20 protein-coding genes and 3 tRNA genes are annotated in these 23,018 nt (G+C 58.1%); 11 read left to right on the forward strand and 12 right to left on the reverse strand.

Going from position 1 to position 23,018, the window contains the following annotated elements; all coding sequences use genetic code 11:
- The first annotated feature begins 49 nt into the window (after positions 1-49).
- Genes AC007G_RS06920 through cobS form a run of 3 tightly spaced genes read left to right on the forward strand, consistent with a single transcriptional unit; the run spans position 50 to position 2,852 of the window.
- Positions 50-1,573: a cobyric acid synthase gene (locus tag AC007G_RS06920; RefSeq protein WP_047663435.1), complete on the forward strand. Its 1,524-nt coding sequence runs from the start codon at positions 50-52 to the stop codon at positions 1,571-1,573.
- A complete protein-coding gene (gene cobU, locus AC007G_RS06925; RefSeq protein ID WP_032690907.1) occupies positions 1,567-2,112 on the forward strand; it encodes a bifunctional adenosylcobinamide kinase/adenosylcobinamide-phosphate guanylyltransferase in 546 nt (181 codons plus the stop codon). Before AC007G_RS06920 ends, cobU begins: the two co-directional genes overlap by 7 nt.
- Positions 2,109-2,852 carry an adenosylcobinamide-GDP ribazoletransferase gene (gene cobS / locus AC007G_RS06930; protein WP_032696739.1) on the forward strand — a complete coding sequence of 248 codons (744 nt, stop codon included), beginning with the start codon at positions 2,109-2,111 and terminating at the stop codon, positions 2,850-2,852. The genes cobU and cobS overlap by 4 nt, the downstream gene beginning before the upstream one ends.
- A 243-nt stretch (positions 2,853-3,095) precedes the next feature.
- Here the strand turns inward: cobS and AC007G_RS06935 are convergent.
- The 3 genes from AC007G_RS06935 to AC007G_RS06945 form a co-directional block, all read right to left on the reverse strand.
- Positions 3,096-3,172 (reverse strand) — tRNA-Met (locus tag AC007G_RS06935).
- A gap of 46 nt (positions 3,173-3,218) precedes the next feature.
- Positions 3,219-3,295 (reverse strand) — tRNA-Met (locus AC007G_RS06940).
- 50 nt (positions 3,296-3,345) lie between these two features.
- Positions 3,346-3,422 (reverse strand) — tRNA-Met (locus tag AC007G_RS06945).
- Positions 3,423-3,637: 215 nt separating this feature from the next.
- Here AC007G_RS06945 and mltA point away from each other — a divergent pair.
- On the forward strand, positions 3,638-4,735 hold the full coding sequence (gene mltA / locus AC007G_RS06950; RefSeq protein ID WP_032690915.1) for a murein transglycosylase A: 1,098 nt from the start codon (positions 3,638-3,640) through the stop codon (positions 4,733-4,735).
- 133 nt (positions 4,736-4,868) lie between these two features.
- Entirely contained in the window at positions 4,869-5,687 is an 819-nt protein-coding gene (gene tcdA / locus AC007G_RS06955) for a tRNA cyclic N6-threonylcarbamoyladenosine(37) synthase TcdA (RefSeq protein ID WP_032690916.1), read from the forward strand.
- 178 nt (positions 5,688-5,865) lie between these two features.
- On the opposite strand, the gene csdE is transcribed toward tcdA, so the two are convergent.
- A complete protein-coding gene (gene csdE, locus AC007G_RS06960; RefSeq protein ID WP_064384415.1) occupies positions 5,866-6,297 on the reverse strand; it encodes a cysteine desulfurase sulfur acceptor subunit CsdE in 432 nt (143 codons plus the stop codon).
- A complete protein-coding gene (gene csdA, locus AC007G_RS06965) occupies positions 6,297-7,502 on the reverse strand; it encodes a cysteine desulfurase CsdA (RefSeq protein WP_047663432.1) in 1,206 nt (401 codons plus the stop codon). Before csdA ends, csdE begins: the two co-directional genes overlap by 1 nt.
- A gap of 443 nt (positions 7,503-7,945) precedes the next feature.
- Between csdA and gcvA the strand changes: the two genes are divergently transcribed.
- Genes gcvA through rlmM form a run of 3 tightly spaced genes read left to right on the forward strand, consistent with a single transcriptional unit; the run spans position 7,946 to position 10,371 of the window.
- The gene (gcvA, locus tag AC007G_RS06970) at positions 7,946-8,863 is read left to right on the forward strand and encodes a glycine cleavage system transcriptional regulator GcvA (protein WP_015585849.1); all 918 of its coding nucleotides are present in this window, start codon (positions 7,946-7,948) and stop codon (positions 8,861-8,863) included.
- A gap of 19 nt (positions 8,864-8,882) precedes the next feature.
- Positions 8,883-9,278: a DUF423 domain-containing protein gene (locus tag AC007G_RS06975; protein ID WP_032690919.1), complete on the forward strand. Its 396-nt coding sequence runs from the start codon at positions 8,883-8,885 to the stop codon at positions 9,276-9,278.
- The gene (gene rlmM / locus AC007G_RS06980) at positions 9,271-10,371 is read left to right on the forward strand and encodes a 23S rRNA (cytidine(2498)-2'-O)-methyltransferase RlmM (protein ID WP_004867036.1); all 1,101 of its coding nucleotides are present in this window, start codon (positions 9,271-9,273) and stop codon (positions 10,369-10,371) included. Before AC007G_RS06975 ends, rlmM begins: the two co-directional genes overlap by 8 nt.
- Positions 10,372-10,427: 56 nt before the next feature.
- Here the strand turns inward: rlmM and fucR are convergent, their stop codons facing one another.
- The 5 genes from fucR to fucP form a co-directional block, all read right to left on the reverse strand.
- A complete protein-coding gene (gene fucR / locus AC007G_RS06985) occupies positions 10,428-11,144 on the reverse strand; it encodes an L-fucose operon activator (RefSeq protein WP_032690920.1) in 717 nt (238 codons plus the stop codon).
- A 56-nt stretch (positions 11,145-11,200) separates the two neighbouring features.
- Complete coding sequence (fucU, locus tag AC007G_RS06990) at positions 11,201-11,623, reverse strand: L-fucose mutarotase (protein ID WP_032690921.1); 423 nt, start codon at positions 11,621-11,623, stop codon at positions 11,201-11,203.
- A gap of 1 nt (position 11,624) precedes the next feature.
- Positions 11,625-13,043, reverse strand: a complete 1,419-nt coding sequence (gene fucK, locus AC007G_RS06995) for an L-fuculokinase (protein WP_032690922.1) — start codon at positions 13,041-13,043, stop codon at positions 11,625-11,627.
- Positions 13,044-13,140: 97 nt separating this feature from the next.
- A complete protein-coding gene (gene fucI, locus AC007G_RS07000; protein ID WP_032698873.1) occupies positions 13,141-14,916 on the reverse strand; it encodes an L-fucose isomerase in 1,776 nt (591 codons plus the stop codon).
- A gap of 30 nt (positions 14,917-14,946) precedes the next feature.
- Entirely contained in the window at positions 14,947-16,257 is a 1,311-nt protein-coding gene (gene fucP / locus AC007G_RS07005) for an L-fucose:H+ symporter permease (protein ID WP_479466575.1), read from the reverse strand.
- A gap of 601 nt (positions 16,258-16,858) precedes the next feature.
- On the opposite strand from fucP, the gene fucA reads away from it, so the two are divergent.
- Positions 16,859-17,506 carry an L-fuculose-phosphate aldolase gene (gene fucA, locus AC007G_RS07010; protein WP_032690925.1) on the forward strand — a complete coding sequence of 216 codons (648 nt, stop codon included), beginning with the start codon at positions 16,859-16,861 and terminating at the stop codon, positions 17,504-17,506.
- 25 nt (positions 17,507-17,531) lie between these two features.
- Positions 17,532-18,680 carry a lactaldehyde reductase gene (gene fucO, locus AC007G_RS07015; RefSeq protein WP_049266558.1) on the forward strand — a complete coding sequence of 383 codons (1,149 nt, stop codon included), beginning with the start codon at positions 17,532-17,534 and terminating at the stop codon, positions 18,678-18,680.
- Positions 18,681-18,733: 53 nt separating this feature from the next.
- On the opposite strand, the gene xni is transcribed toward fucO, so the two are convergent.
- Positions 18,734-19,495, reverse strand: coding sequence for a flap endonuclease Xni (gene xni, locus AC007G_RS07020; RefSeq protein WP_032690927.1), 762 nt, complete (start codon positions 19,493-19,495; stop codon positions 18,734-18,736).
- Between the two features lie 120 nt (positions 19,496-19,615).
- Complete coding sequence (locus tag AC007G_RS07025) at positions 19,616-21,559, reverse strand: sigma-54-dependent Fis family transcriptional regulator (RefSeq protein WP_032690928.1); 1,944 nt, start codon at positions 21,557-21,559, stop codon at positions 19,616-19,618.
- 271 nt (positions 21,560-21,830) lie between these two features.
- Here AC007G_RS07025 and ssuD point away from each other — a divergent pair, with 271 nt between their 5' ends.
- Positions 21,831-23,003 (forward strand): FMNH2-dependent alkanesulfonate monooxygenase, encoded by a 1,173-nt coding sequence (gene ssuD, locus AC007G_RS07030; protein ID WP_479466576.1) that lies wholly within the window; start codon positions 21,831-21,833, stop codon positions 23,001-23,003.
- The last annotated feature ends 15 nt before the right edge of the window (positions 23,004-23,018 follow it).

Genomic DNA, 23,018 nt, shown 5'->3' on the forward strand with positions numbered 1-23,018 from the left:
CAGAGCAGGATGGGAAAATAATGCGAGAAAACGCGAACGAGGAGGCCTCATGACGCAGGCAATTATGTTGCAGGGGACGGCGTCCGATGTCGGTAAAAGCGTGCTGGTGGCCGGTTTATGCCGCATTTTCTATCAGGATGGCCGGCGTACGGCGCCGTTTAAATCGCAGAATATGGCGCTCAATTCGGGGATCACGGCGGACGGCAAAGAGATGGGCCGGGCGCAGATCTTTCAGGCCGAGGCCGCCGGTATCGAACCCGACGTGCGGATGAACCCTGTCTTGCTGAAACCCACCAGCGACCTGAAAGCTCAGGTGGTGCTGATGGGCAAAGTGGCGACGAATATGGATGCGGTGAGTTACCACGAGTATAAACCGCGCCTGCGCGAACAGATCCTCTCAGTCTATCGCAGCCTGGCGCAGGAGTATGATGTGCTGGTCCTGGAAGGGGCCGGTAGCCCGGCGGAGATCAACCTGCGCGATCGCGATATCGTCAATATGGGGATGGCGGAGATGGCGCAGTGCCCGGTGATCCTGGTTGCCGATATCGACAGAGGGGGCGTCTTTGCCGCGATCTACGGGACGCTGGCGCTGCTTGAGGAGCAGGAGCGCGCCCGGGTGAAAGGGGTAATTATCAATAAATTCCGCGGCGACATTGCGCTGCTCTATTCCGGAATCGAACAGATCGAAGCATTAACCGGCGTCCCCGTACTGGGAGTACTGCCGTGGCTGGAGGTCGATCTGGAGGATGAGGATAGCGTGGCGCTGCAGAAAGGGAAGTATCTGAGCACCGCGAAGCGCGAGATCGACATCGCGGTCGTTCAGCTTCCCCATACCTCAAACTTCACCGATTTCAACGCGCTGGCGGCGCAGCCGGATGTCCGCGTGCGCTACGTGCGGCACCCGCAGGAGCTGGCGCAGGCCGATCTGGTTATCCTGCCCGGCAGTAAAAATACGCTGGGCGATCTGCTGTGGCTGCGCGACTCTGGGATGGCGGCGGGCGTCTTGCAGGCACGTCAGCAGGGGATTCCGCTGTTGGGGATCTGCGGCGGCTATCAAATGCTGGGTGAGACGATTGTCGATGAGGTGGAATCCGGCCTGGGGACGCAGCCCGGCCTCGGTCTGCTCAATACCGTGACGCAGTTTGCCCGACATAAAACCACCACTCAGGTCGACGCGACAATGGCGAGCGCGCTGCCGGACTGGCTGGCGGGCGCGTCTGCCCTGCGGGTGCGAGGTTACGAAATTCATATGGGGGAAACGATCCTTAACGGGAGCTGCCGTCCGTTGATGCAGCTGGAGAAAGATGGCGAGCTGGTGGCGGATGGCGCAATGACGGATGACGGACTCGTATTCGGGACTTATCTGCACGGCCTGTTCGACAGCGATGATTTCACCCGCGCGCTGGTCAACGGCCTGCGTCGGCGCAAAGGGCTGGATGCGCTGGATACCGCCCTTCACTATGCGCAATACAAATCGCAACAGTTCGATATCCTGGCCGCCGCCATGCGCCAGCATATTGATATCGAAAAGATTTATCACATCATGCAGCAGCATCAGGAGCCATCATGCTGATTCTGGTTACCGGCGGTGCCCGCAGCGGGAAAAGCCGCCACGCCGAGGCGCTCGTCGCCGATTCACCGCAGGTTTTGTATCTCGCGACCTCGCAAATCGTGGATGACGAAATGGCGCAGCGGATCCAGCATCACCGCGATGGCCGCCCGGCGCACTGGCGCACCGTCGAACGCTGGCACCATCTCGATGAGGTTATTACGCCGCGTAACGACCCGCAAGAAGCCGTGCTGCTGGAGTGTATGACGACCATGGTGACCAACATGCTGTTTGCTCAGGGGGGCGAGATCTCTCCGGACGACTGGGATTATGCGGCAATGGAGCGGATGATAGACGATGAGATTCATTCGCTGATTGTGGCGTGCCAGCGCTGCCCGGCAAAAGTGGTGCTGGTTACCAATGAAGTGGGGATGGGGATTGTCCCGGAAAACCGCCTTGCGCGGCATTTTCGCGATATTGCCGGCCGGGTTAACCAGCGCCTGGCGGCGGCGGCAGATGAGGTCTGGCTGGTGGTATCAGGTATTGGAGTCAAAATTAAATGATCAAATTATTCTGGGCAACGCTCTCTTTTCTCAGCCGCTTACCGGTGCCGGATCGTTGGTCTCAGGGGCTTGAGATCGATCGGTATGTCCGGGGGATCGTCACTTTTCCGCTGGTCGGGGCGCTGCTGGGAGGTTTGAGCGGGCTGGTATTTCTTGCCGTTCAGTCCTGGTGCGGTCTTCCGCTTGCGGCGCTGTTTTGCATTTTAGCGCTGGCGCTGCTGACCGGTGGTTTTCACCTCGATGGCCTCGCCGATACCTGCGACGGCGTCTTTTCCGCCCGTCGTCGGGAACGGATGCTGGAGATTATGCGTGACAGCCGACTGGGGACCCATGGCGGGCTGGCGCTTATTTTTGTTTTACTGGCAAAAGTGCTGGTTGTCAGCGAGCTGGCGCTGCGTGGAACGTCGGTGCTGGCCGCGCTGGCGGCCGCCTGTGCCGCCGGGCGTGGCGTCGCCGTGCTGCTGATGTACCGCCATCGCTACGCCCGCGAAGAAGGACTGGGTAACGTATTTATCGGCAAAGTGAGCGGCCGACAAACCTGCGTGACGCTAGGGTTAGCGGTAATTATCGCCGCCATGCTGCTGCCTGGCATGCACGGCGTGGCGGCGTTGGGGATCACCATGGTGGCCATTTTTATCCTCGGACAGCTGCTGAAACGTACGTTGGGTGGGCAAACCGGTGACACGCTCGGGGCGGCGATTGAACTGGGCGAGCTGGTTTTCCTGTTGGCTCTGCTATGAGTCAGGCTACGCGATAAGTTGTAGCGGGCGATGGGGCATCGCGCGCCATGTCTGCTCCGCAAGGGGAGGCGATGGCGCGTCTGGCATCATGCGGGCAAGAAAAGGCGCGTATTGATGCGGACAGGGAGAAATCGCGCCTGATTGGCGCCGGGTCAGTCTGTCAGAGAGGGCGGGGCATTGCGCTGGCGCGACCGTACGCGGTGCGCAGAAACAAAAAAACACCCGTCAGGGTGTTCATTGTGTTGGTTGCGGGGGCCGGATTTGAACCGACGACCTTCGGGTTATGAGCCCGACGAGCTACCAGGCTGCTCCACCCCGCGTCCGTCTTTACTCTTCATCGAGTAAATTATGCATCAGATTTTAAATTGGTTGCGGGGGCCGGATTTGAACCGACGACCTTCGGGTTATGAGCCCGACGAGCTACCAGGCTGCTCCACCCCGCGTCCGTCTTTACTCTTCCATCGAGTAAAGCTTACTGCTATCTGATTTTAATTGGTTGCGGGGGCCGGATTTGAACCGACGACCTTCGGGTTATGAGCCCGACGAGCTACCAGGCTGCTCCACCCCGCGTCCGTGGAAGCGCACTATACTCCGCTCGCGTTTTGATGCAACCCTTTTTCAGTAAAATCATCAAATTTGTAATAAACGGTGTATAAAGAACCATTTTCGGCTTGTTTTTTGAGCAAGATTGTATTTGTGGTGCTTTCGCGCATTTCAATAGCCCTGGGGGTTTGTTATCTTCCCTCATCACGAACCGCGACTAAGCAGCATAAAGAAGAGATACCATGAAAGGATGTTGGGCAAAGTATATAGCGACAGGAGCAATGCTGGCGATGCTCGCCGCCTGTTCCTCAAAACCGACCGATCGCGGTCAGCAGTATAATGAAGGGAAGTTGACCCAACCGTTCTCTTTGGTTAACCAGCCTGATGCGGTTGGTTCGCCAATTAACGCCGGGGACTTCTCCGAGCAGGTCCGTCAGATTCGCAGCGCCTCACCGCGCCTTTATAATAGCCAGAGCAACGTCTATAACGCGCTGCAGGAGTGGCTGCGCGCCGGTGGCGATACCCGCACTCTGAGCCAGTTCGGCATTGATGCCTGGCAGATGCAGGGCGCCGATAGCTATGGCAACGTTCAGTTCACCGGTTACTACACTCCGGTGGTGCAGGCGCGCCATACTCGCCAGGGCGAATTCCAGTACCCGATTTATCGCATGCCGCCGAAGCGCGGTAAGCTGCCGTCCCGCGCCAGCATTTATGCCGGCGCCCTGAGCGACGACTATATTCTGGCCTACAGCAACTCGCTGATGGACAACTTTATTATGGACGTGCAGGGCAGCGGCTATATTGATTTTGGCGACGGCTCTCCGCTGAACTTCTTTAGCTATGCCGGGAAAAATGGCTGGTCATATCGCAGCATTGGTAAAGTCCTGATCGATCGCGGTGAAGTGAAGAAAGAAGATATGTCGATGCAGGCGATCCGTGAATGGGGTGAGAAACACAGTGAAGCCGAAGTTCGCGAGCTGCTTGAACAGAACCCGTCGTTCGTCTTCTTTAAACCACAGTCTTTTGCCCCGGTAAAAGGCGCCAGCGCGGTGCCACTGATTGGTCGTGCCTCGGTGGCTTCCGACCGCAGTATTATTCCGCCGGGAACGACCTTGCTGGCGGAAGTGCCTCTGCTGGATAATAGCGGCAAGTTTAACGGGCAGTACGAGCTGCGTCTGATGGTCGCGCTGGATGTGGGTGGGGCGATTAAAGGCCAGCACTTTGATATCTACCAGGGGATCGGAGCAGACGCCGGTCATCGTGCCGGTTGGTATAACCACTATGGTCGCGTCTGGGTGTTGAAAAATGCGCCGGGCGCCGGCAACGTCTTTAGCGGTTAACGCGCTACCGTCTGGTAGTTTGTCGCCCGGAGCGGCGCAACGCGCCGTCTCCGGGGTCGCCTGGCGGTCGCATTGATCTTTTATTCGCACTATGGGGCTTGCGCTGGCAGGCCCCGATGCATTCTGAGGTTTTATGTCTGTTGTAATCAGCGATGCCTGGCGTCAACGCTTTGGCGGCACGGCGCGTTTATATGGTGAAAAAGCGCTGCAATGTTTTGCCGATGCGCATGTTTGCGTCGTCGGTATCGGCGGCGTGGGCTCCTGGGCGGCGGAAGCGCTGGCAAGAACCGGAATTGGCGCGATTACCCTGATTGATATGGATGATGTCTGCGTCACTAACACTAACCGACAGGTTCATGCCCTGGGGGGCAACGTCGGGCTGGCGAAAGCCGAAGTGATGGCCGAGCGTATTCGCCTGATTAACCCCGAGTGTCGGGTAACGGTCGTGGACGATTTTGTCACGCCGGAAAACGTTGCTGAGTATCTCGGCGTCGGCTTCAGCTATGTGATCGATGCGATTGACAGCGTACGTCCCAAGGCGGCGTTAATCGCGTATTGTCGCCGTTATAAGGTGCCGCTGGTAACCACCGGCGGTGCGGGCGGGCAAATCGACCCGACGCAGATTCAGGTAGCCGATCTGGCGAAAACCATCCAGGATCCGCTGGCGGCAAAGCTGCGCGAGCGGTTGAAGAGTCAGTTCGGGGTGGTGAAGAACAGCAAAGGTAAGCTTGGCGTGGATTGCGTTTTTTCCACCGAAGCGCTGGTCTATCCGCAGGCCGACGGCAGCGTTTGCGCCATGAAGAGCACCGCCGAGGGCCCGAAACGGATGGATTGCGCCTCCGGATTTGGCGCAGCGACGATGGTCACCGCGACCTTCGGTTTTGTCGCCGTGTCCCATGCGCTGAAGAAAATGCTGGCGAAGGCGGAGCGTGAAGCGGCTTCTGCCGGGTAATTCTCCCGGGCGGCGAACTCCTTGCCCGGCTACGATACGGCGCTGACTGTATCCCCGGTAAGCGCAGCGCCGCCGGGGGAAGGTGTACCCGGGCGGCGAACTCCTTGCCCGGGCTATGATACGGCGCTGACTGTAGCCCCGGTCAGCGCAGCGCCGCCGGGGGAGGTTAAAAGAGTAATTAAGCCTCGCGAGCGGCGGCGAGCACCGCTTCGCTCAGCGCGCTCAGTCCCTGACTGCGCGAGGCGCTCAGCTGACCGCGCAGCCCCAGCTCATCAAACAGCGTCAGCGGATCCTGAGCCAGCAGATCGGCGGCGCTTTTTCCTTCTACCGCCGTGAGCAGCACCGCCAGCATACCGCGCACAATCCGACCTTCGCTATCGCCGAAGAAGTGCAGCTTACCGTCATCATCAACGGTATAGCCCAGCCAGACGCGGTTTTCACATCCGGCAATCTCTTTGGCCCGTTCTTTCAGGTCATCCGACAGCGCAGGCAGTCGCTTACCCAATAAAATCAGCTGGCGGTATTTATCTTCCCACTGGCTGAGCGGAATAAACGTCTGGCGTAAGGTCTCTTCGGTGATGCTGGTACCAAAAGGATGAGAAGTCGTCATTAATCCACCAGTATTTCCAGGGCGCGGTCAACGGCATGCACCAGCGCGTAAACATCATCCTGAGTATTATAGGGGGCAAACGAGGCGCGCAAGGTACCGCTAACGCCCAGTGCCGCCAGCAGCGGTTGGGCGCAGTGCTGTCCGGCACGCAGCGCAATACCCGACTCCGCCAACAGGGTTACCATGTCGCTGTGATGTACTCCGGCGAAGTCAAACGCCAGCAGGCTGGACTCCTGACAGCGGAAGGAACGAAAGCCAGGCCGCTTCGCCAGCTCATCTTCCGCCAGCGTCGCCAGGCTACGGCTCCAGCTTTCGGCCTGGGCGATATCGGTCTCCTCCAGCCACTCCAGCGCGGCGCTCAGGCCAATGACGCCAGCAATATTTGGCGTCCCGGCTTCCAGGCGATAGGGAACCGGCTGAGTGGCAAACCCGGCGAAGGTGACCTCGGTAATCATTTTGCCGCCGCCGAGCCAGGGCGACATGGCATCCAGCAGCGCGCTTTTGCCGTACAGCGCGCCAATACCCGTTGGTCCGTACAGCTTATGGCCGGAAAACGCATAAAAATCGATGTCCAGCCGCTGAACGTCGGCGGGAAAATGAACCGCCCCCTGAGCACCGTCAACCATCACCACCATACCGGCGTCATGCGCATGGCGGATTGCCGTCGCCAGGTCCGGGCAGCCGCCGGTCACGTTGGACATCTGGCCGATGGCCAGCAGCCGACTGCGCGGCGTAATAAGAGAAGGCAGAAGGGCGACGTCGGGCAGGCGATCGGCAGCGACGGGCAGCTTCACGATCCGGGCGCCGGTTTGCTCTGCGACCATCAGCCAGGGAACCAGGTTGGCATGGTGCTCCGCTTCACTGACGATGATTTCATCGCCGGGCCGCAGGCGCGGGCGAAGATAGCTCTGCGCCACCATATTGATGGCTTCGGTGGTGCCGCGCGTCCAGACGATATCTTTCGCGGACGGGGCATTGAGCAGCGCCGCCACGCGTTCGCGGGCATTTTCATAGCGTTCAGTCAGGCGCTGGGCGGCGGCAAACTGGCTACGATGAACGTTGCCTGCGCTGAGGCGGTAAAACTGGTCGCTGGCGTCGATGACGGCGAGTGGCTTCAGCGCCGTCGCGGCGCTATCAAGGTAAACGCCGGCATCGGCCAGCGCAGGAAACTGGGCGCGAAAGTGAGCAGGATTGAATGCGTTCATGGAATTCCTCGTTGCAATACGACGATCGTCGCGCAATTTAGTCATCAGGGCAAGGCTGGCGAAAGGAAGAGAGGAGGAGATTCAGGTCAGCGCGGCGGCAGACAGGCAAAAAAAAGCACCGCATGTTGCGGTGCTACATTAAATCACTATGGACAGACAGGGTAAATGTACAGGAAGTGAAAAGGGTAGCTTTACTACCATGGTCTGCAAACACAGACCAATTGCAAACACAACAACACAACATCACAACCGTAAGCCAAAAGCTTGTTGGAACACGCATTCCAAAAAAAGCTCTTCGTTCCGGCTCAGGAAGTGCCGCCACTATAGGTATTTGCTGGTAGAACCTCAACGGACAAATTATAATGGCTCAGATAAAAAAAACTAATAGGTTAACTGTTGTTTCCTGTTTGTTAAAACGCCTTAACATCTAAGCCAGAATAACCATGTCAAAGCGATTACCGCCCCTGAATGCATTACGTGTTTTTGATGCAGCCGCACGTCACTTAAGCTTCACTCGCGCAGCAGATGAGCTTTTTGTGACGCAGGCCGCAGTAAGTCACCAAATCAAGTCACTAGAGGATTTTCTAGGGTTGAAGCTGTTTCGCCGCCGCAATCGATCGCTGCTGCTGACGGAAGAAGGCCAGAGCTATTTTCAGGATATTAAAGAGATTTTTTCGCAGCTGACCGAGGCGACGCGTAAACTACAGGCCCGAAGCGCGAAAGGGGCCTTAACGGTAAGTTTACTGCCCAGTTTTGCGATCCAGTGGCTGGTGCCGCGACTCTCAAGCTTTAACTCAGCTTATCCGGGGATTGATGTCAGAATCCAGGCCGTGGACCGTCAGGAGGACAAACTGGCGGATGACGTCGACGTGGCGATTTTCTATGGCCGCGGCAACTGGCCAGGTCTGCGCGTCGAAAAATTGTACGCCGAATATCTGCTGCCCGTCTGTTCTCCGGCGCTGCTGACCGGTGACAAGGCATTGAAAACACCTGCGGATCTGGCGCAACATACGCTGTTGCACGATGCTTCCCGCCGCGACTGGCAAACTTATACCCGTCAGCTTGGTCTAAGCCATATTAATGTGCAGCAGGGGCCTATTTTCAGCCACAGCGCGATGGTGCTGCAGGCGGCTATTCACGGGCAAGGGGTCGCCCTGGCCAATAATGTGATGTCCCAGTCCGAGATCGAGGCCGGCCGGTTGGTCTGCCCGTTTAATGATGTTCTGGTCAGTAAGAATGCGTTTTATCTCGTTTGTCATGACAGTCAGGCTGAACTGGGTAAAATAGCCGCCTTCCGGCAATGGATACTGGCGAAAGCGGCGAGCGAACAAGAAAAATTTCGTTTTCGTTACGAACAATAAATGATTGTAGGGTAAAAACATGACCAGCCGATTTATGCTGATATTTGCCGCGATAAGCGGTTTCGTCTTTGTTGCTCTGGGCGCCTTTGGCGCGCATGTATTAAGCCGGTCGTTAGGCGCGGCGGAAATGGCCTGGATTCATACCGGGCTTGAGTACCAGGCCTTCCATACGCTGGCTATTTTTGGTCTGGCGGTGGCGATGCAGCGCCGTATCAGTATCTGGTTCTACTGGAGTAGCGTCTTTATGGCGCTCGGTACCGTTTTGTTCAGCGGCAGTCTCTACTGCCTGGCGCTGTCGCATTTACGCCTGTGGGCGTTCGTGACGCCGGTAGGAGGCGTGAGCTTCCTCGCCGGTTGGGTTTTAATGTTAATTGGTGCAATTCGTCTGAAACGTAAGGGCGTTGTTCATGAATAAGGTTGTCCTCTATTGTCGCCCCGGGTTTGAGAAGGAGTGCGCAGCAGAAATTACTGATAAGGCCTCCCGCCTTGAGGTGTTTGGTTTTGCCCGAGTGAAAGAAGACTCTGGCTATGTCATTTTTGAATGCTATCAGATGGAAGATGGCGACAAACTGGTGCGTGAACTGCCGTTCAGCTCGCTGGTTTTCGCCCGTCAGATGTTTGTGGCCGGCGAACTGCTGCGCGACCTGCCGCCGGAAGATCGCATCACGCCGATTGTCGGGATGCTGCAGGGCGTGGTCGAGAAGGGCGGCGATCTGCGGGTGGAAGTGGCCGATACCAATGAAAGCAAAGAGCTGATGAAGTTCTGCCGTAAACTGACGGTTCCGCTGCGCGCGGCGCTGCGTGAAGCGGGCGTGCTCACCAACTATGAAACGCCGAAGCGTCCGGTGGTGCATGTGTTCTTTATTGCCCCCGGCTGCTGCTATACCGGTTACTCGTACACCACCAACAACTCGCCGTTCTATATGGGGATCCCGCGTCTGAAGTTCCCGTCTGATGCGCCGAGCCGTTCTACGCTGAAGCTGGAAGAGGCGTTTCACGTCTTTATCCCGGCAGATGAGTGGGATGAGCGTCTGGGCAACGGGATGTATGCGGTGGATCTGGGGGCCTGCCCCGGCGGCTGGACCTATCAGCTGGTGAAACGCAATATGTGGGTCTCCTCCGTGGATAACGGCCCGATGGCGCAGAGTCTGATGGATACCGGGCAGGTGACCTGGCTGCGTGAAGATGGCTTCAAGTATCGGCCAACGCGCAACAACATCTCGTGGATGGTGTGCGATATGGTGGAGAAACCGGCGAAAGTAGCGGCGCTGATGGCGCAGTGGCTGGTGAACGGCTGGTGCCGGGAAACCATCTTTAACCTTAAGCTGCCGATGAAAAAGCGCTATGAGGAGCTGTCGCGCAACCTTGCCTATATCCAGGAACAGCTGGATGAACACGGGATTAATGCCCAGATCCAGGCGCGTCAGTTGTATCACGATCGTGAAGAGGTGACCGTTCACGTCCGTCGCCTGTGGGCGGCCGTTGGCGGTCGTCGCGACGAACGCTAAGCTCGCGTCGTGTCCCGGATAACGGCAGCGTTATCCGGGTTCTCTTGTCCCGCCGGTTATTTTGCCGCTATCTGCGCGTCAGAAAGAATGTGTGTCACATCATCCAGATGACCAATCCTGGCCTCCCCCGAACGATTAAACTTACTTTTGTCGATCAGCAGTAGCGATTGCGCCGCGCGTTTGAGCAGCAGCGATTTAAAATCGGCGTTCACCGTATTTGAATCCCACAGCGCGCCGTGGCTATCGATACCTTCGCAGGAAAAAATAAACAGATCGATCTCCAGCGATTTGAGTTGTGAGATCAGCGAAGGGCTGACGTAGCAGCCATATTTGCGCTGGAGCGTGCCGCCGGAGCAGGTGAGCTGAATGTTTTCGCGTTTGCTCAGCTCCTGGCAAATCGGCTGGCTGTTGGTAAAGACGTGCAGGTTGATATCCGGCAGCTGGCGGGCCAGATACCAGCAGGTGGAGCTGGCGTCGAGGGCAATCACCATCCCTTCGTCAATCCAGGCCAGGGCGCCGCGGGCGATATCCGCTTTATGGGCATAGTGGCTTTTGAGGCGAATATGGAAAGGGTCGCCGCTGTCCTGGCTTTCCCGATGAATGATTTTGACCCGACCGTGGTTACGCAGCACTTTTCCCCGCGACTGCAGCTCGCTCAGATCGCGACGAATCGTCTCTTTACTGACGTTGAGCTGTAGCGATAAGGCTTCCGTCGTCAGGCTGCTATGGTTGATCAGCAGGTCTATTATCGCTTGCTGGCGTGCCGCTTTCATGTTCTCACCCTGTCATTCGATGAGCGTCCGCATCAGGCGGACGCTCCGGCATGAGATTACGGCGTTACCCCTTTTTTTAAAAGAATATTCCCGTACTTAGCGCGTTCGCCTGTGATAACGATCGCAAAGGCTTTTTGCGCCCGCTCATAGAAGGCAAAGCGGTCGATACGGACGATATCCGGACATGGACTCTGTGGTGAGAGGGCGTCGCGATAGCGCATTTCCACCTGCGGGTCGAGCGTATCGCCTTCGACCGCCGCCATCATGACCAGCGGCGGCGCATAGCTGTCGAGCTCAAACAGCGGAATTACCGCGCGTAAGAGATCGCTCACCTGCAGGCCATCGGCGCGCAGCACCTGTGGCCCGATGCTGTGGGCCGGGAAGTGCGCATCAGAAAAAATAATCTCATCCCCGTGACCCATCTCGGCGAGGACCTTGAGGAGTTGAGGGGAAATGAGCGGAGAGATTGTTTTTAACATTTCATACTCCCTCTGACAGTTCGGGTTCGGTTTGCGGGTAGAAGTAGCGGTACTGATAGTGGACCTGCGATCGGGCCTGCCCGGCGCTGGCAAACTCGCCGGCGCCAGACCAGGCGTACATCGCAGCCCCTGACACGGTGGTTTCGGCGTCATCCAGCACCTTAATCGGTATATCGAGCATGTTGGCTTTGATTTGATTCCACAGCACATTGCGACTGCCGCCGCCGACCAGCAGCAGTTCTCTGGCCTTAAAATGGCCGATATTTTCCAGAGTGCGCAGGTTATTTTTCAGCTGGCTGGTTAACCCCTCCAGCGCCGCGCGATAAAAATGGCCGCGGGTCGTATTGAGCGTGACGCCTTGCCAGCCCGCATGCTGGCAGGCCAGCAGGTCGCACTGCATCTTCACGCCTTCTGCGCCGGCGGGAATCAGCCGCGCCTCATCAATCAGCGTTTGCCAGGGCGTTTGGGGCGTCCAGAGCAGCTGACGAACCCACTCCAGCACCCCGGAGGCCAGCCACTGCATCCCGGGATTGCTCAGCCCGGCCAGACTGTCCAGCTCGCAGGTTGAGCCGGGATACTGACTGAGCAAGGCGGTGTTGACCTCGCCGCTACGTACCATCAGGATTTCCCAGGTACCGGAGGAGAGCACCGGTTCATCCTGCTGAGCACCGGCGCCAAACAGCGCAAACTGCGTATCGTGGCCGGCGGAGAACACCGGCAGGCCGGCGGGAAGCCCCAGTTGCGCAGCGGCATCGTGGCGCAGCGAACCTATCCTGTCGCCCGCTTCGACCAGCGTCGGGAACAGTCGACGCGGTATCCCGGTAGCCTCCAGAATCTCGGGGCTGAAATCCCGCCGATGAATATCCAGCATCTGGCTGGTGCCCGCCATGGTGATATCGGTCGTGAAGGCGCCGGTTAAACGGTGATTGATCAACGAGGAGATAAACAGCCAGGCGTGGGCCTTTGCCAGCAGCTGCGGGTGATGCTCTTTCAGCCACACCAGTTTATACAGGGTATTGAAGCTGAATGCCCCGACGCCGGAGATCTCCTGCAGGCGCTGCGGGGCGATCAGCTGTCCGATGTTCTCCATCACTGCGAGCGTGCGCGGGCATTTCCAGCTGATCGTCGGGTAGAGCAGCGTACCGTGCTCATCGACCAGCGCGCCGTCAACGCCAAAGGTGGTCACCGTGATGCCGCGAATCCGGCACGCGGCCAGTTCGGCCGAGAGGCGCTGACAGCAGTCGGCGAAGCGTTGCAAAATAGCCTCCAGCGACCACTGGTGCCACGCGGGGTTCTCCGCGGCGCGCTCACTGGCGTTGGCGGTTGAGGCTCGGGCGACAATTTTACCCTGACGATCGACGGCGATAACCCGCACGTTGGTGGCGCCGCAGTCGAGGACGAGGATGACTTCATTTTTCATATTAACTCCATAAACGTCGCCGGATGGCGCTGCGCTTATCCGGTCTACGGCTGACGTGCCCGTAGGCCCGGTAAGCTTGCGCCACCGGGCAAAGCCATTAACGTTTATACAGCGGACCGTAGTTCTGACAGGCGCGGTAGTCCTGGCCTTCCGTGTCCATGCCGTGGGCGGACCAGCTGGACGGACGGTAGATTTTGCCCTCTTCCACGTTATGCATGCAGACCGGGATCCGCAGCATGGCCGCCAGGGTAATAAAGTCAGCGCCGACGTGACCGATAGTCAGCACGCCATGGTTAGCCCCCCAGTTGGCCATCACCGAATAGACGTCGGCAAACGGGCCTTTGCCGGTGAGGCGCGGGGCAAACCAGGTGGTGGGCCATGTGGAGTTGGTGCGGGCATCCAGCTGGTCGTGCATCGCTTTTGGCAGCTCGACGCTCCAGCCTTCGGCTATTTGCAGCACCGGTCCCAGACCTTTGATGATGTTGACCCGGGTCATGGTAAACGGCACTCCGCCTTCGGTCAGGAAGCGTGAGGAGTAGCCGCCGCCGCGGAAGTATTCATGAATCGCCGGACACCATTCGGTTGCCGCCAGGCAGGCATCCGCCTCTTTCTGCGAAATCTCCCAGTGCGGTTTCATCGTTGGTTTGCCCTCTTCATCCCGCTGTTTGCAGGAACCGTCCAGCGCGGCGGAGCCCGAGTTAATCAGGTGAATAATGCCATGTTCCGCCAGCCCGGTGAGCGGCTGGCCGGTCACGCGCTCAACCGCGTCCGGCGACCAGTAGGTGCGCACATCGGCAAATACCTGCGCGGTACCGGTCAACTGGTGGCCCATCAGCATCGCTACCCCGTTGAGGCTGTCGTTCTCGGTAGCGACGACAAAAGGCTCACGTACGCCGTTCCAGTCGAAGGAGCTGTTGAGCAGCGCCTCGGCGGTGTCGCCGTTCGGATATTGATCGGTCCAGTGGCGCTGACCCTGGAAGCCGGCGGCGATGGCGTTGTAGCCCAGCGACTCCTCGACCAGCCCTTTTTCTGCCAGTTTCTTGTTGCCCTGCATCATGTCGCGAATACACATCGCCATCAGCAGGCTCTCTTTTAGCACCGCGCGGCTCTGTTCTTCATCGCGCTTATAGTGCTGCGCGTTCTGGTCCTCGCCGTAGCGGAAGTTTTTATCCGCCCAGGCCAGCGCCATTTCCAGCTCGACTTCATCATAGATTTTCTGGTCGATGCGGCGGCGCAGTTCGGTCATATCAACCGCCTGGACCTTCATCCCCAGCCAGGATTCAAAGAAGTTATGGTCGACGATGGAGCCAGCGATGCCCATCGAAACCCCACCCACGGAGAGATAGCTTTTCCCTTTCATGCTGGCAACGGCGAGCCCGGCGCGGGCAAAACGCAGCAGCTTTTCCTCAACGTCGGCCGGGATGGTGGTGTCGTCGGCATCCTGGACATCATGGCCGTAGATCGAGAACGCCGGGATCCCTTTCTGACTGTGGGCGGCCAGCGCGGCGGCCAGATAGACGGCGCCGGGGCGCTCCGTGCCGTTAAATCCCCAGATGGCCTTCGGGCGCAGCGGATCCATGTCGATGGTTTCGCTGCCGTAGCACCAGCAAGGGGTCACGGTGATCGTCACGCCGACGTTCTGGCTGCTGAACTTCTCCTCGCAGGCGGCGGATTCCGCCATGCCGGCGATGCAGGTGTCGGCAATCACGCATTCAATCTGCGCGCCGCTGGCATGACGGAGTTTCTCGCTAATCAGCGCGGCGGTAGCTTTTGCCATATTCATGGTCTGCTCTTCCAGCGACTCGCGTACTCCCATACGACGTCCGTCAATCACCGGGCGAATACCAATTTTGGGTAAGCTGATTCTTTTCATTACAGACTCCTCACGTTATTCGGAAAATGTTCAGTTCGTTACCGCTTGTGAGCGGAAACGGGCAAAAATAAAGATGATGGCAAAGCACAGTGCCGGAACCAGTTCTGCGGTGGGGATGTTGCCGGCGGCATCGCTGACAAAGCCCATCACCGGCGTGACGATCCCGCCGCCAATAATGGTCATGACGATAAACGACGATCCGTATTTGGTGTCCTGTCCCAGGCTCTTGATCCCCAAAGAGAAAATGGTCGGGTACTGAATGGACATGAACGCGCTGCACAGCGTCAGGGCCAGCAGGCCGATATGCCCGCCGCTCAGGGCGGAGATCAGGCACAGCGCCATCGACAGCAGGGCGTAGGCGGCAAGGACTTTATGCGGGGCAAAGCGGCTGATAAGCCAGGTCCCGCTAAAGCGGCCAATAAAGAAGCACACCATCGTGCCGGTCAGGTAGTTGGCGGCGAAACCTGGGGTCATGCCGGGAATCTCTTCAATGGCGTAGCGGATCAGATAGCTCCAGCAGGCGGTTTGCGCGCCGACGTAGCAGAACTGCGCCAGTACCGCCCAGCGCCAGTGGCGAATGCGGGCGAGGCGGCTGAATGAGGCCACGAAGGAGCTGGGTTCGCTTTCACTGTGGTCGTCGCTTTGCAGAGCCGGAAATTTTGTCAGCATAATCAGCAGAGCGACCAGCAGCACCACGGCGACGATAATCATGTACGGGGTCTGGACCGACAGGACCAGGCTGTGTTTATAGGCGCTGAGCTGGTCAGGCGCCATTTTATCGAGCACCTCCGGCGATTGATGTGGCACATGAGACAAAATAAGACTTTGCCCAAATACAACTGCAATAATGGCGCCGAAAGAGGTAAAGGTTTGCGCCAGATTTAGACGGAAGTGACCACCGCTTTCCGGGCCTAATACCGTGACGAAAGGGTTTGCTGCCGTTTCAAGACACCCGAGACCGGCGGCAATAATAAAAAGCCCGATGAGAAATAACGTATAATTCATAATTTCAGCAGCGGGCCAGAATAGCGCAGCGCCGAAAGCATACAAAAATAACCCGGTAATGATCCCGGCTTTATAGCTGAGTTTCTTCATCAGTATTCCGGCGGGGATCGGAATGACAAAGTAGCCAAAATAAAATGCCGACTGAATCAGACCAGCCTGGAAGTTGGTTAATGTAAAGGCCTGTTGAAACTGGGGCAGTAAAATATCATTGAGATTATTGGCGACAGCCCAAAGAAAAAATAATGAGCACAGCAAGGCGAATGGAATAATGTAGCGCTGACGTTGACCGACATCCACCGCGCGAAAACTCTGCGTTTGTATTGTTGTATTTCCCATAGCATCCTCATCAGTTAAGAAGCGTGTTCAGCATCTCAGGCGTGCGGTTGGTATGACTCACCAGACCGGCAACCGGGTGAGTTCCTGTGCCGACGTCCTCGTTATTCTCATCCCGCCGCGAGAGCGTCTCTTGAATAATTAGGGGGTGTGAATGAACTCATGAGGTCATTTTCAAATAAAAAAGGTCTTTTAATATGATAACGGTCACACTTCACCCAATAACGGTGGTTTTATGTGATTGCTATCACTTTAATTTCTGTAAAACAATGACCGTTTGAGTGAAATTAATTTAAAAGCCACAGGATGGTTGCCCGATTTAATTTATTGTGGTGAAAACGGTCAGTTGTTAAATGACAATCTAAATTGCCCGTTTAGAACGAGAAAAATAATAACGGTCATTTTTCACGGCTGAAAAATATTGCGGCCTGATTAAACCAGGGAAATTAATTGATGGCGGTCACAGAATACGTGAATGTAAATTCCTTTCTGATTATTCAATATGATGATAGCCAGTAAATATAAAACTGACTCAACAGGGCCGGAATGCAACGCGAAAGCGTTTCTGTTGGCCCGGTGTTGAATCGCTGAGAGAGGTAAATAAATGGAACGGAACAGACTGGCGCGGCAGATTATTGATACCTGCCTGGAAATGACCCGACTGGGGCTGAATCAGGGCACCGCCGGGAACGTGAGCGTGCGTTATGACGGGGGGATGCTGATTACGCCGACGGGTATTCCTTATGAAAAACTCACTGAATCTCACATTGTGTGGATCGATGCCAACGGCCAGCACGAGCAGGGGAAACTGCCGTCGAGCGAGTGGCGTTTTCATCTGGCCGCCTACCAGACCCGGCCCGATGCGCAGGCCGTGGTGCATAATCACGCGGTGCACTGCACGGCGGTGTCGATCCTCAATCGCCCGATCCCGGCGATCCACTACATGATCGCCGCTGCCGGAGGGAACTCCATTCCCTGTGCGCCGTACGCCACCTTTGGGACTCGCGAACTGTCAGAGTTTGTCGCCGTGGCGTTAAAGCATCGCAAAGCGACGCTGCTGCAGCACCATGGCCTGATTGCCTGTGAAGAGAATCTGGAAAAAGCGCTGTGGCTGGCGCATGAAGTCGAGGTTCTGGCTCAACTCTATCTCAGTACCCTGGCGATCGTCGATCCTGTACCGGTGCTGGACGACGAGGCCATTGCCATCGTACTGGAAAAATTCAAAACCTATGGGTTACGTATCGAAGAGTGATTCGCAAAGCGAGCGGGAGGCGACGATGGCGAACAGAATGATTTTAAACGAGACGGCATGGTTCGGTCGGGGAGCGGTGGCGGCATTAACCGATGAAGTGACCCGTCGGGGATATCGCAAGGCGCTGATAGTGACGGATAAGAATCTGGCGCAATGCGGCGTGGTCGACAAGGTGACGCGCAGGATGGATGACGCGGGCCTGGCCTGGGAGATATTTTCCGGCGCGATCCCTAATCCGACGATTGCCGTGGTGCAGGAGGGGCTCGGAGCGTTTCAACGCAGCGGCGCCGACTACCTGATCGCGATTGGCGGCGGTTCGCCGCAGGATACCTGCAAGGCGATCGGCATTATCCACGCTAACCCGGAGTTTGCCGACGTGCGTAGCCTGGAAGGGCTATCGCCGACCCGCAATCCGGGGGTACCGATCATGGCCATTCCGACCACCGCAGGAACCGCGGCGGAAGTGACCATTAACTATGTGATAACCGATGAAGCGCAGCGGCGTAAATTCGTCTGCGTCGACCCGCATGATATCCCTCAGGTGGCCTTTATCGATGCCGATATGATGGACGGCATGCCGCCGGCGTTAAAAGCCGCGACCGGCGTGGATGCGTTGACCCATGCGATTGAAGGCTACATCACCCGGGCGGCATGGGCGCTGACCGATGCGCTACATATTAAAGCCATTGAGGTGATTGCCGGCGCGTTGCGAGATTCGGTAGCCGGCGATAGTCAGGCAGGCGAAGCGATGGCGCTGGGACAGTACATTGCCGGCATGGGGTTTTCCAACGTCGGGCTGGGGCTGGTGCACGGTATGGCGCATCCTTTAGGGGCGTTTTACAACACCCCGCACGGCGTGGCGAATGCTATTTTGTTACCCCACGTGATGCGCTACAACGCCGACTTCAGCGGCGAGAAGTTCCGCGATATCGCTCGCGCAATGGGGGAGAACGTGGATGGCGTGAGTCTGGAGCAGGCGCGCCAGTCCGCCGTTGATGCCGTCTTCCGTCTTAACCGCGATGTCGGTATTCCCCCAAATCTGCGTGACGTTGGGGTACGTAAAGAGGATATTCCGGCGCTGGCACAGGCGGCTTTTGCTGATGTCTGTACCGGGGGGAACCCCCGTGAGGCCAGCCTGGAGGAGATCATGACCCTGTATCATACTGCGTGGTAGTGCCTCAGGCGGTCACTGCACAGGGCGATGCCAGCGTCGCCCTGTCGGTTTGTTTATGCCTGAGGGGCCAGCCGCAGCTGCTGTAAATTGCCGTCGAGCTGTAAATCGGTCTGCAGGCGGGCTATCTCGCGGCAGGTAAATGCCATCTCTTTATGCTCTTCCAGTTTTTTACGCCATTTTTCAGGCACCTTCGCCAGCTGAGCATAGATGCCCTCCAGATCCTGATACTCCGTTAACAGCTGCGCCGCGCTCTTTGGGCCAATCCCCGCCACGCCCGGGACTTTTGAACTGCTGATCCCCGCCAGCCCCCAGTAATCAGGCAGTTGCTCCGGCGTGACGCCGAACTCTTTGGCGATGAAAGGGGCGTCCAGCCAGCGTTTCTGAAAGTAGTCGCGGATCAGAATCGTCGGCGACAGCAGCTGGCAATAGCCTTTATCGGTAGAGACGATCGTCGCCTGATGTCCGGCATGGGCGACTTTGATTGCCAGCGTAGCGGCGAGGTCGTCCGCTTCATTGCCCGCTAAAGCCCAGCAGCGGATCCCGCGCTGCTCAAAGGCCGCGCGCAGGGCGGGCATTTCGGCTTCGAGGGTTTCCGGCATGGGCGCGCGCCCGGCTTTGTATTCCGGCAGGCGCTGGTGTCGCCAGCCGTGGGCGCGATCTTCGTCATCAAAAACCGCCACGGCATGGGTTGGCTGGCTATGAACGATGAGCTGCTCCAGCGCGTGCAGGCAGGTGTCAACGCAGGGGGACCCCTGCACCGCATGAATGCGGCGGATCAGATTGAGTGCGTCGACAATTAACAGATGAACGGCCACAGATACCTCCTGGCGAGCCTGGCGAAACAGGCCCTTATTCACAGAACCTTAAGGGTATCATTGCCGTGGCGGAGAGGCTATCGGCACGGGGAGATTCGGGAAGATGCGCCGCAAAGAGGCTTAATCGGCGTGCAGCAGCAGGCCCGGTTCGCTGTGGGTGGCCTCGCCGTACCAGACCGCTTCGCGGACCGCAACCGGCTTGCCGATCAGGCCCAGCGCATAAAAACGGTCGGCAATAGTTTGCTGCGCGCGGATCACTTTGAGGTCCATCATCCGCGGGCGATGGCTGCGGCGGGCCAACGCCAGGGACAGCGAGGCGACGTTAATCCCCAGCTCCGCCGCCAGCAGCCCGGCGGCTTCATCCCGTCGACGATCGATAAACTGCCCGGTTTGCGTCAGCTCGTGCAGCAGGCGCTGCATGATATCGCCATGACGCGTTACGTAGTCGCGGCGCGACAGGTAGAACTGATGGTTGTGCACCCGACCTTCGCCGTTGGCTACCACCCGCAACTCCCCGGTGTGTTCGGCGTCGCTTAACAGCGGATCCCACATCATCCAGGCATCCACCGCCAGATAGTCGCTGGCGGTCAGCGGGTATTTGGGCGGGGTGTAGACAATCCTGACGTCATTTAAGCCCAGCCCCGCCTCCTCGAGAATCTGCAACAGCAGCCAGTGCACGTTTGACCCTTTGTTCAACGCAATACGCTTCCCGCGCAAGTCGGCAATCGTGCGGATCGCGCTATGTTGCGGGACAACCATCGCCACGCTCTGCGGCGCGGGCGGTTCCCACGCTACGTACACCAGCTCGCTGTTGCCGGACTGGGCAAAGACCGGTGGCGCTTCGCCGGTGGTGCCAAAATCAATTTCGTGACAGGCGAGGGCGTGCAGCAGCTGTGGCCCGGCAGGGAATTCGCTCCACAGCACGCTGACCCCGAGATGGGCGAAGGCGCTTTCCAGGCTCTGTCGGGCCTTTAAAATGCCCAGATTGCCAAAACGCTGATAGCCGATACGTAACTCGCGGTCGGCGGAAACGGCGGCCGACAGCGGGCGCTGCGTGGTCTCTACCCGCCGACGGCTTTTAATCAGTCCAATGTTGGCCAGCTGTGTACGTAAGGTATGGCGACTGATGCCCAGCAGCGCCGCCGCCTGGCTTTGGTTGTCATCGCAGTGGGCCATCGCTCCGCGGATCAGCGCCCCGGTGATGCGCTCCCACAGTGCCTCGCCTGGCTGGTTAAGCTGCTGATAGATAAAACTATCCAGTTCATTATCGGTGGTTGTCGTCGGCGTATCGTACAACGTGCTCAGCCGCAGCTGCGCGGGCGTAATCTCCTCCTCTTTGCTGAGCAGAACCGCGTTATGTAACGTATTTTCCAGTTCGCGGATATTGCCGGGCCACGGATAGTCCATCAGCCTCGCCAGCGTTTCCGGCGCCAGGCGGCGGGTCGGACGACCCAGCCGGCGGGCATACAGCGTTAAAAAGTGATTGGCCAGCTGGGGAATATCCTGGCGGCGCTGGCGCAGCGGCGGCAGCGGCACGATGGCGATATTCAAACGGTAGTAGAGGTCTTCGCGGAAGCGGCGTTCGCGGATCGCCTGAGCTAAATCGACATGGGTGGCGGCGATGACCCGCACATTCACTTTGATGGCCTTGCGCGAACCGACGCGGGTAATTTCCCGCTCCTGCAGCACGCGCAGCAGCTTGACCTGCAGCGGCAGGCTCAGTTCGCCGATCTCATCGAGCAGCAGGGTCCCGCCCTCGGCGGCTTCAAACCAGCCGGGGTGGCTCTGCACCGCGCCGGTAAAGGCGCCTTTTTCATGGCCGAAGAGTTCAGCTTCCGCCAGGCTTTCGGTCAACGCGCCGCAGTTAACGGCGAGAAACGGCTGGTGACGACGTGTGCTGTGATGATGAAGATAGCGGGCAACCACCTCTTTACCGGTGCCGGTTTCGCCGACGATCAGTACGGTGGCTTCCGTTGGCGCCAGCTTATCCAGCAGGCTCTGAAACGCTTTCGACGCCGGGTCGACCAGCACGGGCGTATCGGACAGGGATTCAGGATTGAGCATGGTGGACCTCCGGTAAATGACGCCTTGAACTTATCCTTTGCCAGCGACAGAAACCAGAGGGTCGCGACGTCAGGCTGTTGCAAACTCAACAGCGGGCGCACATGAACTGGCGTATTTGCAACAGCAAAATGGGTAGGGTGAAATTGTAATTAACTGATTTTATTGAATTAATTTTTTATTCACCTTTGGCATGATTATCGCTAACACTCATATAACCAAATTAAAACATCTCTTCGATGAATATCGAATATGGTTATATAGGAAATGGATAATGACGCAGAAAGCGAGCGATACGATCAATGTGTTCTGGTTCTTGCCCACCCACGGTGACGGCCGTTATCTCGGGACCACCGAAGGCGGTCGCCCGGTGGATTTGCCTTATCTCCAGCAGGTCGCGCTGGCCGCCGATAGCCTCGGCTACTACGGCGTGCTGATTCCGACCGGAAAAAGCTGCGAGGACTCCTGGCTGGTGGCGTCGGCGCTGGCGCCGTTAACCCGCCGCCTGCGCTATCTGGTGGCGGTGCGTCCGGGTTTACAGCCGCCGACGCTGGCGGCGCGGATGGCGGCCACCCTCGACCGGCTGTCGGAGGGGCGGCTGCTGATCAACGTGGTGACCGGCGGCGATCCGGTGGAGAACAAAGGCGATGGGATCTTCCTCAACCACAGTGAACGCTACCAGGTGACCCGCGAATTTCTCGATGTCTACTCTCGTTTGCTGAAAGGCGAAAAGGTGGACTATTACGGGGAGCATATTCACGTTGAAGGGGCGGAAGTGCTGTTTCCGCCGGTGCAGGAAAACGGCCCGCCGCTGTACTTTGGCGGCTCTTCGGAGGAGGCCATCGACGTCGCCGCTGAGCAAATCGACAGCTACCTGACCTGGGGAGAGCCGCCGGCGCTGGTGGCGGAGAAGCTGGCTATCGTTCGTGAACGCGCTGCGGCGCGCGGGCGTATCCTGCAATACGGTATTCGCCTGCATGTGATCGTCCGTGAAACGGAAGAGGAGGCCTGGGCCGCCGCCGACCGACTGATTGCCCACCTGGATGATGACACCATTGCTCAGGCGCAGAAGATCTTCTCGCGCATGGATTCCGCAGGCCAGGCGCGGATGAGCGCTCTGCACAACGGCTCGCGCGACAATCTGCGAATTGCGCCAAACCTGTGGGCCGGCGTCGGGCTGGTACGCGGCGGGGCGGGGACGGCGCTGGTCGGCAATCCGCAGCAGGTGGCGGAGCGCATCCGTGAATATCAGGCGCTGGGGATCACCAACTTTATCTTCTCCGGTTACCCGCATCTGGAAGAGGCGCACCGCTTTGCCGAGCTGGTGATGCCGCTGCTGCCGCTGGCCAGCAACGCCCAGCCAAAAGCGCGCGGCGTTAATACCGGGCCGTTCGGGGAAACCATCGGCGGCGATAAGCGCCCGGTAAAACAGGTCAGCGCCAGCTGAGCGGAGGTCGCAATG

The organism is Klebsiella sp. CSG-1, assembly GCF_056521145.1.